Source organism: Sphingobacterium litopenaei (assembly GCF_014692495.1).
Classification (GTDB): domain Bacteria; phylum Bacteroidota; class Bacteroidia; order Sphingobacteriales; family Sphingobacteriaceae; genus Sphingobacterium; species Sphingobacterium litopenaei.
In genome coordinates this window covers 1-14,461 of the sequence record NZ_JACOIJ010000011.1, presented here as the reverse complement: position 1 = coordinate 14,461, position 14,461 = coordinate 1, and the positions used below count along the sequence as shown (strand labels likewise).

The window sequence follows — 14,461 nt, the reverse complement described above, 5'->3', positions numbered from 1 at the left end:
CGATGAAAATATATAGAAGCTTAGAAGAGTTTGAGCCCCTAAAAAATGCCATTGTAACGATTGGTACTTTTGATGGTGTGCATATTGGTCATCAAAAGATACTAAAGCAATTGGTAGATTGTGCAAAAGAGACAGGTGGCGAAACAGTATTATTAACTTTTTTTCCTCACCCTCGTTTGATTATCAATCCAAGTGATGACAGCCTTCGTCTGATCAATGATATCGAGGAGAAAGCACATCAATTAGCCTTGTGTGGATTAGATCATTTGATTATAACACCTTTTACTCGCGATTTTTCTAATATGTCCCCAGAAGAATACATTCGCAATGTACTGATAGAAAAATTAGGTACAAAAACGATAATCATCGGTTATGACCATCATTTTGGCAAAGATCGCAAAGGTTCCATCAAAGATTTAGTTCACTTCTCGCATATTTTTGATTTTCAGGTGCAAGAAATTGCTAAACAAGATATAGAAGATGTAGCTGTATCTTCAACGCGTATTCGTGAAGCATTAATTAAAGGGGATATTGATATTGCTAATCGCTATTTAGGTTATCCTTTTGAATTGACTGGAACTGTAGAAAAAGGTGACCAAATAGGTCGCCAAATTGGTTTCCCAACAGCGAATCTAAATGTTCATGAATCACATAAATTGATTCCAGCTTATGGAATTTATGCTGTGGAAGTGGATATTTATCCCCATGTACCTCATGTTGTTTCTGGCGATTTTCAGGAAACTGAAATCCTTAAACGAGGGATAGGTATGTGTTATATTGGAACAAGACCGACTGTTGACGGTATGAACCGCAAGATTGAAGTCAATCTACTAGATTTTGACGAAGATCTTTACAGCAGAACTGTTCGTATTCGATTCAAGAAATTTATTCGCGAAGATGAGCGTTTTGATAGTTTACAAGCATTACAACATCAAATCAAAGAAGACGAACTCAAGATTCGAGCTTACTTTAAAGAAGAACAAAAATCTTAATAACATACAAAAGCCTTAATCTTTCGATTAAGGCTTTTCATTAACTAACCAACTAATAAACTATATTAAACTAACCTACTCTACGATCACGGTCTGTTCTTTTACCTTCTATTCTACGTTTTGAATCATCGCGACGATCGAAGTTTTTTTTGCGCTCATCCCCTCTTTTGAAGTTATGCTCCGAACGTTTCGCCATTTTATTTTTTAATATTGAGCGTTGCTCTTGTGTAAGAATTTTTTCAAATTTCTCACGTTGTGCTAAATGCTCTTTACGTGCTTTCTCACGATCTTTAACACGAGCGTCTTGTTGTTTTTTAAATTTCTTAGCTTGATCCAATTGTAATTTGTACACTTCATTACGTTGTTTTGAAGTCAATTTCAATTCTTTTTCAAGCTGATCTGTACGTTTTTTAGCAATTTGTTCTGGTGTCATTTTTACCATGTCCTTGCGAACAAACTCCTTGCGTACATATGATTTTTTATCTACAGGTTTGCGAGCTCCCTCTTGAGCAAATGCACCAAATGTAATTCCTGATAATAGTATTGCAATAGATAAAAACTTTTTCATTTTAATGTTCTCCCTTCTTTTTTAATTATAAACTTTATATCACAATAGATGCGAAAACAATCAAATTGTTTAATCTGGGTTTAGTTAAAAATTGTTAAGAAGAAAAAAAGGGAATTAGGAAGGTCTATAAACAAAAAAATGCTTTCGTATGGAAAAGCACATCATTTTTAACTTTCATCAGAAAGTTAACTCCGTTGTTAACGTTTCTGATTTTGTTTTTGTTCTGGTTTGGTTGGTTTTTCTACGAATCCCCAGTTAGTTACATAATACATGTACGGGCTTCTTGTCACGAGGTGTTGTTTTTCCTTTTGTTTTTTGATCATATTTTACCTTTCTTTTAATCATTTGTTATATATACAACAATAACCGCGCCAAAGTGGTATATCTGACAAAAGGACTAAAGTTAAGATCCAGTAGTGGCAAAATATATAGCTAATACAATTAAGATAGTGACAACTAAGAAGAATATTTTCCAAAAACTATATGGTCGAGCACCATACACTCTACCAGAGAAAGCATTGATTAGTACACTATAAGTCTTATTTTTATATTGATAGGAAGACATATATAAGGGCAATAAAATATAGCGTAAGGTGACATCACTGAGCTCCATATCATAATCTCGTATTCGTTGCTCATCCCCACCAATATCCCGACGAATCCAATATTGCACTTCTTGATCAATCACTTCTTTCGCCAGCTCAAAACCATCCTGATGATTCTTTTGGAAAGTTTGCGCCAGAAAACCTGATAAATATTTCTCGTCAAAAGGAACTAATTTTTCTAAATTCCAAGAATTAACTTTGTTAGCATCAGACTGAGACAATGATGTAGACGCACTAATCAAAATATCTTCTAACTGACCTGAAACTACACCAGAGGTACGGCGCCATCTAGTTCTTCGCTCTTGGATGGTACGGGTTTTACCATCATTATCGCGCACTGTTCGATTTTCATAATAATAATCCCCCCTTTCCCCTTCGTATTCTGATTCTACGAAAGCATTATAACTCCAATACGGTATATATAAGCCTTTTAATCCATTGACCGAATGCGCATCCAGCACGTATTTCAAATCATTTGGAGCAAACCAAAGTGTCTTTCCCCACTTTTTAAGATTGGCTAAAGCGATTTTATAATCTATTCCGAAAGGCAATAGTGCATTAGGGCGAATAACTCGCTCGGTATGATGATCAATTACCAAAGGCGAAGCACAAAATGGACAATTAGTAGATACAATGTGAGAATCTAAAGTCGTACTTGCACCACAATTCGTACAACTTGCTATTTCTGTTTCTTGATGCAGCACATCATCCTTTTTGTTGGCTAAAGCAGCTGAATAGTCTTCTATTGGAATTGGTGTCAAATTGAGCGTAAGCTGTGTGACATCCATTTGAGGGATCTCATTCTTAGCACCACAATACGAACACAACATAAATGAAGTGCCTGGCAAGTAATGCAAAGGCGCACCACAGCCAGCACATTGCAAATTTTTCTTAATCTCCGCAGTTTTATCTTCAAAAGACATAGTTTCCCAAACGAATTAAACTCCTGGAATTGGAGGAGGTGTATTTTGGAATAAAGAAGCTACTTCGGCGTTATCTCCGGCTTTTTCCCAAGCTGCTAGACCTGCATACCATACTAATGTATCTTTCTGAACAGCTCCAGTGGAAACCAAATTTTGTAATTCAACTAATGAGACAGGCCCTTGTTGTTGTCCCTGACTGACGTAATAAAAACTTACTTGTGTCTGACCAGGAATTGGCGGTGGTGCAGAAGAAGCCTGCTGTTGAGGATTGCCTTCGAACTTACGTTCCTGAAAGACATTACCCATCTGCCCCATCATGCCCATTCCCATACCTGCTCCCATGCCAGCGCCCATAATTCCGCCCCCGTTTGGATTTTCAGCAGCCTTTTCCATTGCATTTGCAGCTTGGAATTGCGCAAAAGCCCCCATATCTCCCACTATTCCCATACTGCTACGTTTGTCCAAAATTTTCTCTACTTCTTCTGGCAAGGAAATATTCTCAATTAGGAATTTGTTCAGGTTAAGTCCTATTTCATTAAATTCAGGAGATATTTTGTCTTGAATAACTTTTGAAACTTCATCGTAATTGGATGCCAAATCCAGAACTGGAATTTTAGATTCCGCGATAGCATCCATACCCCGTGATACCGCTAAATTACGCAGCTGCTCGTTGATGTTTTCAACCGAAAAATCAGGATTTGTAGCTGCTATTTCTTTCAAAAATACTGCTGGATCTTTTACACTAAATGAATAGGTTCCAAAAGCACGTAGACGGACTGGACCAAATTCCGCATCACGCAACATAATCGGATTTTTCGTTCCCCACTTCTGATTTGTGAATTGGCGTAAGCTAACAAAAAATACATCCGCTTTGAAAGGGCTATTGAAACCATATTTCCAACCTCTTAAAGTGGTAAGGATAGGCATATTCTGTGTGCTGAGTTCGTATCTTCCTGCGCTAAATACATCAGCAATCACACCTTCATTCATGAATACAACAGCTTGACCTTCACGAACAGTCAACTGTGCCCCCATTTTTATTTCGTTCTGATATCTAGGAAATTTCCATACGATGGTGTCCTGGCTGTTGTCTACCCATTCAATGATATCAATAAATTCATTTCTTAATTTATCAAAAAGGCCCATTAGCTTTTTTATTTAAGTTTATAATACTTAAATATAAGAAAATAGACAGAATGATAAATTAAATTTTGACGAATCCTGTGTGGGTTAATTTTACAGATTTAAGATCGATAAAGCTATCTCTTACACTTTTATACAAATTGTTCCTTAAATGATCTAATCCTTTTTGATCACTTTTGGCAATTAAAGTTTTGTACGAGTTAAAACACAACATGGTTTGGTAGCCATATGCCTTTGCGTAGAGTTGTTTCGTAGCATTATCCATTACGGCTAGTTGCTCACTTTTCAAGAGAATATCTCTTACCCAAGTTCGAACTGCATTAAATCCATTTTTATCGTCAAAATTCTTGTTATGCACGATTTGCCAAGAAATTACTAAATAGGCTGTTACCACGTCGGCCATATCAGTTGCTGAATAATTATATCCGGCTAATAGCCTATCAAACTGATTTCGAAGCTTATTATTCTCAAAAGATTTAACCAATGGACCTTTTAGCTCAGGCTGTATTCTAATCATACTCGCAATAAATTTTTTTTGGATTTCTTTACTCAGATTTTCTGAGCGTTCAAAAGTCAGATCTTTGATTTTAGCTTTGGTTTTTGACGTTTTACTCTTTGATGTTTTGGAATTTTTGATAGTTGCTTCCATAATGGAGCCATTTATCAAACTGAAAGTGGTTCTGTATAAGGCATCACCAGAAGTAATAACTTCTTGCCCGAAGGTATAAAATGGAATCAAAATTATGATGAGTAATAATCTGAAGTTCATAATCGCAATAGTTAGCTATTAACTCTACTCATAAATAATGCCGTATTTACAATAATAATCTTCTTAAAAAGCAAACCCCGACAGAAAAAATCTGTCGGGGTTTGCTTTTTAAGATGTTATAAATAACTATTTCGCTTGGTTCGCGCGAATAATATTCAATGCGCCACCAGCTTTAAACCATTCGATTTGTTGTGCATTATACGTATGGTTCGCCAAGATTTCATCTTTTGAGCCGTCTTCATGATTCAACACTATAGTCAATGGTGTATTTGGAGCGAAAGTAGTCAAGCCCACAATATCGATGTTATCGTTTTCTTGCACTTTATCATAATCATCTTTATTCAAGAATGTCAAAGCCAACATACCTTGTTTTTTCAAGTTCGTTTCGTGAATACGTGCAAAAGATTTTACCAATACCGCACGCACACCAAGGTGACGAGGCTCCATAGCCGCATGCTCACGTGAAGAACCTTCACCATAGTTTTCATCACCCACGATGATAGAACCAATTCCAGCAGCTTTATATGCACGTTGTGTAGCTGGTACAGCACCGTACTCGCCTGTCAATTGATTTTTAACATTGTCTGTTTTATCATTGAAGAAGTTAACGGCACCAATTAACAAGTTGTTCGAGATATTATCCAAGTGACCACGATATTTCAACCAAGGACCTGCCATAGAAATGTGGTCAGTCGTTGTTTTACCTTTAGTTTTGATTAATAATTTCAAACCAGTTAAGTCTGTTCCTTCCCAAGCAGCAAATGGCGCTAATAATTGCAAACGGTCTGAAGTTGGAGACACCTCTACCACTACCGAAGAACCATCTTCCGCTGGCGCTTGGTAACCTGCATCCTCTACATCAAAGCCTAATGCTGGTAATTCTTCACCGGTAGGTGGATCTAATTTCACTTGCTCACCATTTCTATTAGTCAATGTATCCGTAACAGGGTTAAAACCTAAATCCCCTGAAATAGCAATAGCTGCTACCATTTCTGGTGAAGTTACGAATGCATAAGTATTTGGGTTACCATCGGCACGCTTCGCAAAGTTACGGTTGAATGAGTGTACAATAGTGTTTTTCTCTTGTTTCTCCGCTCCTGCACGATCCCACATACCAATACATGGTCCACATGCATTTGTAAAGATTGTCGCATTCAAATCTTCGAAGGTTTTCAATAAACCATCACGATCTGCTGTGTAACGTACTTGCTCCGAACCTGGATTGATACCAAATTCTGCTTTTGTTACCAAACCTTTGTCAATAGCTTGTTTTGCGATTGAAGCCGCACGTGTCAAATCCTCGTAAGAAGAGTTCGTACAAGAACCGATTAAGCCCCATTCTACTTTCAAAGGCCAACCGTTCTTTTGTGCCTCTTCACGCATGCGTGACACTGGAGTATATAAATCTGGTGTAAAAGGACCATTCAATGATGGCTCTAACTCCGATAAATTGATTTCAATAATTTGATCGAAATATTGTTCTGGATCCGCATAAACTTCAGGGTCAGCTGTCAAATGTTGTTTGATAGCATTTGCTGCATCCGCAACTTCGGCACGACCTGTAGCACGTAAATAACGTTCCATCGATTCGTCATATCCGAAAGTAGATGTCGTAGCACCAATCTCTGCACCCATATTACAGATAGTACCTTTACCTGTACAAGACAAAGATTCAGCACCCTCACCAAAATATTCTACGATAGCACCAGTACCACCTTTTACAGTTAAGATACCCGCTACTTTCAAAATTACATCTTTTGGTGCTGCCCATCCCGATAATTTACCAGTTAATTTAACACCGATTAATTTTGGAAATTTAAGTTCCCACGGTAAACCCGCCATCACGTCACAAGCATCAGCACCACCAACACCGATTGCCACCATACCTAGACCGCCAGCATTCACCGTGTGTGAATCCGTACCGATCATCATACCACCTGGGAAAGCGTAGTTTTCCAATACTACTTGGTGAATAATACCAGCACCTGGTTTCCAGAAACCGATACCATATTTGTTGGAAACAGAACTCAAGAAATTAAATACTTCGGAACTTTCGTTCTTAGCACGAGTCAAATCCTTTTCCGCACCTTCTTTCGCTTGGATTAAGTGATCACAGTGTACCGTTGAAGGAACAGCAACTTTAGCGCGTCCAGCTTGCATAAATTGCAATAGTGCCATTTGCGCTGTTGCATCTTGCATCGCCACACGGTCTGGAGCGAAATCCACATAAGATTTTCCGCGCTCGTACGCCTCAGTAGCACTACCATCCCAAAGGTGTGCGTACAAAATTTTCTCTGAAAGTGTCAAGGGTTTATTCACAACTTGACGAGCAGCAGCAATGCGCTCATCGTATTGAGAATAAACTTTTTTGATCATGTCTATATCAAAAGCCATATCTCTTATTATAATTTAATTCTAAAATTGACAAGACAATTTACTATTATTTTTTAATAAGTTTAGTTTAGAAATTGTCATTTACTGAATTTAAAATAATTCTAATTAAATTAGGTTATTTATTCTTTAACAAACAAAAGGAGACAAAGTTCCTGATAAGGGAATTATAATTAGAAATTACCAATTAAAGGAATAAATATATATATATATACTCTTAAGTGTACACAACAAAAAAGCGAGGTTCGCCTATCGGGAAACCTCGCTTTATATAGTAAATTTCTAAGAACGAACTATTTAGTCGGGATTGGGGCGAACTTCGTTAAGTTGATACCTTTCACAGCTGATTTGTACTCTTCTACAGTAGGGATACGACCTAAGATAGCTGATAATACAACTACTGGAGTAGAAGCTAATAAAGATTCACCTTTTTTACCATCTCTATCTTCTACTACACGGCCTTGGAAAAGACGAGTCGAAGTAGCTAATACGGTATCACCTTTAGCCGCTTTCTCTTGGTTACCCATACATAAGTTACAACCAGGACGCTCTAAGTACATAATGTTTTCGTATTCTGTACGGGCTGCAGTTTTTGGCAATGCATCGTTGAATTCGAAACCAGAGTATTTTTGTAAGAATTCCCAGTCACCTTCCGCTTTCAACTCATCAATGATATTGTAAGTTGGCGCAGCAACTACTAACGGTGCATTGAATGATACATAACCTTTTTCCGCTTCTACATTCTTAAGAATTTGAGAAACGATTTTTAAGTCATCTTTGTGTACCATACAAGAACCAACGAAACCTAAATCTACTTTTTTATCAGCTCCGTAGTATGATAATCCACGAATTACGTCGTGTGTATAACGTTTAGAAACATCAGCATTGTTTACATCTGGGTCAGCGATCATTGGCTCATCGATAATGTCCAAATCCACTACCACCTCAGCATAATAAGAAGCATTAGCATCAGGTTGTAAAGCTGGTTTCTCACCAGAACGGATTTCTGCGATACGTTTGTTTGCTTTGTCAATTAAACCTTGTAATACTTGGTTTTTGTTGTCCATACCTTTATCAATCATGATTTGGATACGTGACTTAGCAATTTCTAACGATTGGATTAAAGTCTCATCTTGAGAAATACAGATAGAAGCTTTCGCTTTCATTTCTGCAGTCCAGTCTGTAAATGTGAACGCTTGATCCGCTAATAAAGTACCGATATGAACCTCGATGATACGACCTTGGAATACATTCTCACCATCGAATTGTTGCAACATTTGTAATTGTGTAGCATGCACCACGTCACGGAAGTCCATGTGCTCTTTCATTTGACCTTTGAAAGTCACTTTCACAGACTCAGGAATTGGCATAGAAGCTTCACCAGTCGCTAAAGCTAAAGCTACAGTACCAGAGTCAGCACCGAATGCTACACCTTTAGACATACGCGTGTGCGAGTCACCACCGATGATGATAGCCCATTCGTCCACTGTAATATCATTCAATACTTTGTGAATAACGTCAGTCATAGAGTGATATTCACCTTTAGGGTCACGCGCTGTGATTACACCAAATTCATTCATGAATTTCATCAATTTAGGAATATTAGCTTGCGCTTTTTTATCCCATACTGATGCTGTGTGACAACCTGATTGGTAAGCACCGTCTACGCTAGGCGCAATAACTGTAGCAGCCATCGCTTCTAACTCTTGTGCTGTCATTAAACCTGTAGTATCTTGCGAACCTACAATGTTCACTTTCACACGAACGTCAGAACCAGCGTGTAATGTTTTACCTGGAGCAACACCTACTGCATTTTTGTTGAAAATTTTCTCCACAGCAGTTAAGCCTACACCTTCTTTAGTGATTTCTTTTGCTGGCGCAAATACTTGAGGAGCTTCAATACCTAAAGTTTGAGCAGCGAAAGTTTGGATTTTTTTACCAAATACGATAGCGTAAGAACCACCTGCTTTGATAAACTCTAATTTTTGTGGTGTGAATGATTTAGAAATATCTTTTAATTCAACATCACCGTTGTATAATTTTTTAGTTTTTGTATTAATAGTCAATACTGTACCTGTAGCTACAGAGTAAGCTTGTTCTAAAATTACATCACCGTTTTCATCACGAACTACGTTACCGTTTTCGTCAGTTTTCTTCACCCAGTTTTGTAAGTCGATACCGATACCACCCGTTACATCAACTGTAGTTAAGAAAATAGGTGAAATACCATTTGTACCCGCTACGATAGGTGCGATATTGACGAAAGGAATGTATGGAGAAGCTTGTTTACCTGTCCAAAGTGCTACGTTATTTACACCCGACATACGTGAAGAACCTACACCCATAGTACCTTTTTCAGCGATCAACATCACGCTAGCATCAGGATGTAAAGCTTGTAATGCCTTGATTTCCTCTTGTGCAGCAGGAGTAATCATACATTTACCATGCAATTCACGGTCAGAACGAGAGTGCGCTTGGTTACCTGGAGACAATAAATCCGTAGAGATATCACCTTCAGCAGCAATGTAAGTAACTACTTTAATTTCTTCTGGAACTTCAGGTAATTTGGTAAAGAATTCTGCTTTCGCATAGCTCTCTAAGATATCTTTTGCGATAGCATTACCCGTTTCGTAAGCAACTTTCAAACGATTAGTATCGGCATCGTACAAGAAAACTTGTGTTTTCAATACTTCAGCAGCTTGTTTTGCAACAGCCTCATCAGCACCTAATGCGATGTCTAATAATACTTTGATGGAAGGACCACCTTTCATATGAGACAATAACTCAAATGCGAAAGTTGGTGTGATCTCCGCAACTACTTCTTGACCTAAAATAATTTCTTTTAAGAATTGAGCTTTCACAGCTGCCGCAGGAGTAGTACCAGGCAATGTGTTGTAAATGAACAAACGTAGAGACTCTTCTCTGTGTTCATTGTTTGTGTCTTTGATTTGGGCAATAACTTCGCTCAAAAGTTCTGCTCCGTCAATTGGTTTAGGATGTAATCCTTGACCTTTTCGTTCTACAACCTCTTGTACGTAACCGTTGTAAATACTCATATATTTAGTCTTCTAAAATTTAAAGCAGTTTGAAAAGTCAAATTCCTCAAACTACCTGATGTGTTACAAAATAAGCTAAAACAAAAATTGAATAACGATTACCCACTATCCAGCATTTTCTAGCCCCTTACTTCCCTCGTTTGCTGTACGTTTTATTATTTATCAGCAAGTCAATTCGCGCACAAAAATACTAAAAATCAACAGCTAATAACAAGTCGTCAATACGGCAAACTTAATTTGGAATTATTCTAAACAAATTAGAATTTGACGATTTAATTCCTTTAAAAAACAAAGGCGGCATTTCCTTCGATTTGCCGCCTTTATTTCGTTTATGCTTGTTTTAATGTTATATCCACCGCTTTCAAGGATGCTATAGTTGCTATAGGATCTTCGGCAGTAAATACAAAAGAACCAGCCACCAATACATCGGCTCCAGCTTCTAATAATTGAGCAGCATTTGCTGTAGTCACTCCACCATCAATTTCAATCAATAAATCATCATTAACACCTGAAGCAAGTGCACGCAATTCTTTGATTTTAGTGTAGGTATGTGAAATGAATTTTTGACCGCCGAAACCAGGGTTTACAGACATGATACATACCAAGTCAATATCTTGGATCACATCTTTCAATAATTGAACTGGTGTATGCGGGTTCAATGCTACCCCTGCTTTACAACCTAATTCTTTGATTGCCGCTAGCGTGCGGTGCAAATGTGTACATGCCTCATAATGAACCGTAATCACTTCAGCACCATTATCTTTACACGTTTTCAAGTAACGATCTGGATCTACAATCATCAGGTGCACATCCAAAGGTTTTTGTGCGTGTTTCGCAATAGCGCTCATCACCGGAAAGCCAAAAGAAATATTTGGAACAAAAACACCGTCCATAATATCGATGTGAAACCAGTCTGCTTCACTCGCATTAACCATCTGAACATCTCTCGCTAAATTCCCGAAGTCTGCCGCTAAAACCGAAGGAGCAATTAAATGTTTATTATTTGACATGAATATCTTTTATTAAAATTTTGCACAAAGATACTTCGAAAATTTTCCGTTATCAAACAAAATCTACTTATTGACATTTCCTTAATAATCTGCGAGACTACAAGATTAAGGACAGAATTAATTACTTTTGTTTATATCATTGTATACTACTCAATTTTTATAGTGCGTGGCAAAACTTAAGATCAACTATATAGATAATAAATGGAAGAACGATTCCCCTGTGCTGAAATATGGGATGCTTGTACTTACCGTATTTTTAATTTGTCTGTTTCTTCCCAAACAACCTCGATTTGAGTATGAATTCCAAAAAGGAAAAGCCTGGAATCATGAGAATCTAGTTTCTCCTTACAATTTTGCTATCAACAAAACTAAAGAAGAGCTGGACCGTGACCGTCAGCATATTTTGAAGACGGTACAGCCCGTATATAATCTGCAATCTTCCGTTAGCAAAGAACAAATCGATCTTTTTACGACGGATATCGCCGAAAAATGGCAAAGCAGCCAAATGGATACCGTTCCTTCTTTGGATATTCAAAAGTATAAGCAAAAAGGTGTAGATATCCTGTCTTACGTGTACACTCGCGGTATTCTTTCGCTAAATAACAGGTACCAAAATAAAGGTGAGGATTCTGAAAAAGTGAGTGAAACTGAAGCAAACTATAACTTTACTTTAATTGATAATAACCTTGCTACACAGAAAAATACAGCGGACTGTTTTACGATAGAATCCGCTATAGAATACGCGCATCATGCATTGGAGAAAGATGCCACGATCAGTAAGAAACGTTGGTTGGAAGAAGTCCTGAAAAACTACATTACAGTTAATTATATCTTTAACGAGTCTTTAACGAATAAAATTGAACAAACAGCGCTAAGTAATATTTCCACCACGCGTGGTATGGTTCAAAAAGGTGAATTAATCGCTGAAAAAGATAAAATTGTCAACAACGACACCTATCAAAAATTGGAATCCTTACGTAAAGTCTTTGAAGATGAAGCTCGCATTTCGGGTAATAAGACTTATGTCTCCTTGGGACAATTCTTAGTTGTAGGTTTAGCGATGAGCTTATTGATGGTGTTTTTGTTTTTCTTCCGAAAAAACATTTACAACAACAACCGTTTATTGGCCATTATCTATATCGTAATTATCGGAATGCTTGGGGTATTTTCTTGGGCATTGCATCTTCGTGTGTCCAGTCTGTATTTTATTCCGTATTGTGGTGTTCCGATCATCTTCCGTATTCTTTTTGATACGCGTGTTGCCTTAAATATTCACCTCTTAATGGTGTTGATTACGGCATTGTTTGTTCCAAACAGTTACGACTTTGTGTTTTTACAATTTATGTCTGGGTTAGTGGCGATTTACAGTATCAAGACTATGGTAAAGCGCGAACAGTTCCTTATTTCCAGTTTACTGATCTTAGCGACTTATATCATCGGACATATTGGTTTGGTATTGACGCGTAACGGTTCATTCACCAGCATTTATTGGGGCGATATTTTACCTTTTTTTGTCAGTGTAGGTTTAACTTTATTGGCGTATCCATTAATTTATGCTTTCGAAAAGTTATTTGGTATAGTGTCCGATTTGACCTTAATGGAATTAACCAATTCCAACTCCAAATTACTGCGTGAGCTATCTTTAAAAGCTCCTGGAACATTCCAGCATTCTTTGCAAGTAGCCAATTTAGCGGAAGCTGCGATTTACAAAATTGGCGGAAACTCCCTATTGGTTCGCGCGGGCGCTTTATACCATGATATTGGAAAAATCGTCAATCCGCTATATTTTATCGAAAATCAAAAGACTGGTACCAACCCGCATCAAGAACTGACGTCAGAACAAAGCGCGCAGATTATTATTTCGCATGTGCTTAAAGGTATTGAGATTGCCAAGCGTCATCAATTGCCTGAGGTTATTATTGATTTCATAAAGACACATCACGGTACGACGCGTGTGGATTATTTCTACAATGAGTTTATTCAGAATAATCCAGATAAGCTGGTGGATGAAACACTTTTCCACTACCCTGGTCCTATCCCATTTTCCAAAGAAACAGCGGTATTGATGATTGCCGATTCGGTAGAAGCAGCCGCAAGATCGTTGAAAGAGCCTACAAAAGATTCCATCAGCAACCTTGTGGACAAGATTGTAGACCATAAATTAGCGCAGAAACAGTTCAGCAATGCGAATATTACGCTGAAAGATATTAGCGATGTGAGTACAATATTTAAAAATATGTTGATGAGTATCTATCATGTGCGCATCGATTACGATATCAACAAAAGAAAAGATTAAACAAGCCAAAAAGCATTATTATTGACTCTCAGATTGTTAATAAGAAACGACAAAAAAATATTAAAAAAACTCGCTTTAAAGTTTGTAGAATCGATTTTTTGCTTTATGTTTGCAATGTCGAAACACGGAAGGGTGCCTGAGAGGCCGAAAGGAACAGTTTGCTAAACTGTCGTACTGGAAACGGTACCGCGGGTTCGAATCCCGCCCCTTCCGCCAAGACTTTGAAAAGCTTAATCGAAAGATTGAGCTTTTTTGTTATACACCACCTCAGAAATATATTTCACAACATTTTCTAATTAGCAGACCCAAGGGATGAGAACCCGCAGGGTTCGATTTAGGATCATGTACAAAAGTTGTGGACTAAGCAAATAATTTAGTCAATCTGAATAGGAAAAAATTAATATCACCAACCCCTCTAAACTGACTCCTGAACGCTTTTATTTTAACGTGAGTTCGGTTTAAGCAGCAAGGAATAATTGCTTTTCTTGCTGTTGAAACTGAATATTTAGAGAAGGTTTTTTAGGGAAGAAAGCATAGGCAGCTAAAGCTCCCAAAATATTCAATAAGAAGTTATTTACAGACCTGTGTCTAGTGTGTTGTAGTTTGCATATATTCTTTAATTCATCATTTACACATTCAATTATAGCTCGTTTTCGTAGCATAATTTTATCTGTCTGAGAAAGATTTAATCCCTTCATATTTTTTCTA

Annotated in this window: 11 protein-coding genes and 1 tRNA gene; 3 read left to right on the top strand and 9 right to left on the bottom strand. The window is 37.5% G+C overall.

The genetic code is table 11. The annotated features are described in order from the left end of the window. Positions 1-2 precede the first annotated feature (2 nt). On the top strand, positions 3-992 hold the full coding sequence (locus H8B04_RS07500) for a bifunctional riboflavin kinase/FAD synthetase (RefSeq protein WP_190301947.1): 990 nt from the start codon (positions 3-5) through the stop codon (positions 990-992). Positions 993-1,062: 70 nt separating this feature from the next. On the opposite strand, the gene H8B04_RS07495 is transcribed toward H8B04_RS07500, so the two are convergent. The 8 genes from H8B04_RS07495 to rpe all read right to left on the bottom strand — a co-directional run bounded on the left by H8B04_RS07495 (position 1,063) and on the right by rpe (position 11,457). Then, on the bottom strand, positions 1,063-1,560 hold the full coding sequence (locus tag H8B04_RS07495) for a hypothetical protein (protein WP_165291096.1): 498 nt from the start codon (positions 1,558-1,560) through the stop codon (positions 1,063-1,065). 197 nt (positions 1,561-1,757) lie between these two features. Continuing rightward, complete coding sequence (locus H8B04_RS17265) at positions 1,758-1,883, bottom strand: hypothetical protein (protein WP_262891409.1); 126 nt, start codon at positions 1,881-1,883, stop codon at positions 1,758-1,760. A gap of 80 nt (positions 1,884-1,963) precedes the next feature. Beyond that, on the bottom strand, positions 1,964-3,088 hold the full coding sequence (locus H8B04_RS07490; protein ID WP_190301946.1) for a zinc finger domain-containing protein: 1,125 nt from the start codon (positions 3,086-3,088) through the stop codon (positions 1,964-1,966). Positions 3,089-3,103: 15 nt separating this feature from the next. Next, positions 3,104-4,234: an SPFH domain-containing protein gene (locus H8B04_RS07485; protein ID WP_165291094.1), complete on the bottom strand. Its 1,131-nt coding sequence runs from the start codon at positions 4,232-4,234 to the stop codon at positions 3,104-3,106. Positions 4,235-4,292: 58 nt separating this feature from the next. Further along, positions 4,293-5,000: a DUF6683 family protein gene (locus H8B04_RS07480; protein WP_190301945.1), complete on the bottom strand. Its 708-nt coding sequence runs from the start codon at positions 4,998-5,000 to the stop codon at positions 4,293-4,295. Between the two features lie 126 nt (positions 5,001-5,126). Then, positions 5,127-7,394: an aconitate hydratase gene (locus H8B04_RS07475; protein WP_190301944.1), complete on the bottom strand. Its 2,268-nt coding sequence runs from the start codon at positions 7,392-7,394 to the stop codon at positions 5,127-5,129. A 290-nt stretch (positions 7,395-7,684) separates the two neighbouring features. Further along, positions 7,685-10,447 (bottom strand): bifunctional aconitate hydratase 2/2-methylisocitrate dehydratase, encoded by a 2,763-nt coding sequence (locus H8B04_RS07470; protein ID WP_190301943.1) that lies wholly within the window; start codon positions 10,445-10,447, stop codon positions 7,685-7,687. Between the two features lie 329 nt (positions 10,448-10,776). Beyond that, positions 10,777-11,457, bottom strand: coding sequence for a ribulose-phosphate 3-epimerase (gene rpe / locus H8B04_RS07465; protein WP_165291090.1), 681 nt, complete (start codon positions 11,455-11,457; stop codon positions 10,777-10,779). 166 nt (positions 11,458-11,623) lie between these two features. Between rpe and H8B04_RS07460 the strand changes: the two genes are divergently transcribed. Next, complete coding sequence (locus H8B04_RS07460) at positions 11,624-13,753, top strand: HD family phosphohydrolase (protein ID WP_165291089.1); 2,130 nt, start codon at positions 11,624-11,626, stop codon at positions 13,751-13,753. 126 nt (positions 13,754-13,879) lie between these two features. Next, positions 13,880-13,969, top strand: a tRNA-Ser gene (locus tag H8B04_RS07455). Positions 13,970-14,211: 242 nt separating this feature from the next. Here H8B04_RS07455 and H8B04_RS07450 read toward each other — a convergent pair. Next, positions 14,212-14,461 (bottom strand): transposase (locus H8B04_RS07450; RefSeq protein ID WP_190301942.1); only part of this gene is annotated, 250 nt, incomplete at its 5' end.

Bases quoted from the DNA above. Each gene is read 5' to 3' on its own strand.
- H8B04_RS17265 (WP_262891409.1), bottom strand. From the start codon at position 1,883: ATGATCAAAAAACAAAAGGAAAAACAACACCTCGTGACAAGAAGCCCG.
- H8B04_RS07480 (WP_190301945.1), bottom strand. From the start codon at position 5,000: ATGAACTTCAGATTATTACTCATCATAATTTTGATTCCATTTTATACC.
- H8B04_RS07470 (WP_190301943.1), bottom strand. From the start codon at position 10,447: ATGAGTATTTACAACGGTTACGTACAAGAGGTTGTAGAACGAAAAGGT.
- H8B04_RS07495 (WP_165291096.1), bottom strand. From the start codon at position 1,560: ATGAAAAAGTTTTTATCTATTGCAATACTATTATCAGGAATTACATTT.
- H8B04_RS07485 (WP_165291094.1), bottom strand. From the start codon at position 4,234: ATGGGCCTTTTTGATAAATTAAGAAATGAATTTATTGATATCATTGAA.
- H8B04_RS07490 (WP_190301946.1), bottom strand. From the start codon at position 3,088: ATGTCTTTTGAAGATAAAACTGCGGAGATTAAGAAAAATTTGCAATGT.
- rpe (WP_165291090.1), bottom strand. From the start codon at position 11,457: ATGTCAAATAATAAACATTTAATTGCTCCTTCGGTTTTAGCGGCAGAC.
- H8B04_RS07475 (WP_190301944.1), bottom strand. From the start codon at position 7,394: ATGGCTTTTGATATAGACATGATCAAAAAAGTTTATTCTCAATACGAT.
- H8B04_RS07500 (WP_190301947.1), top strand. From the start codon at position 3: ATGAAAATATATAGAAGCTTAGAAGAGTTTGAGCCCCTAAAAAATGCC.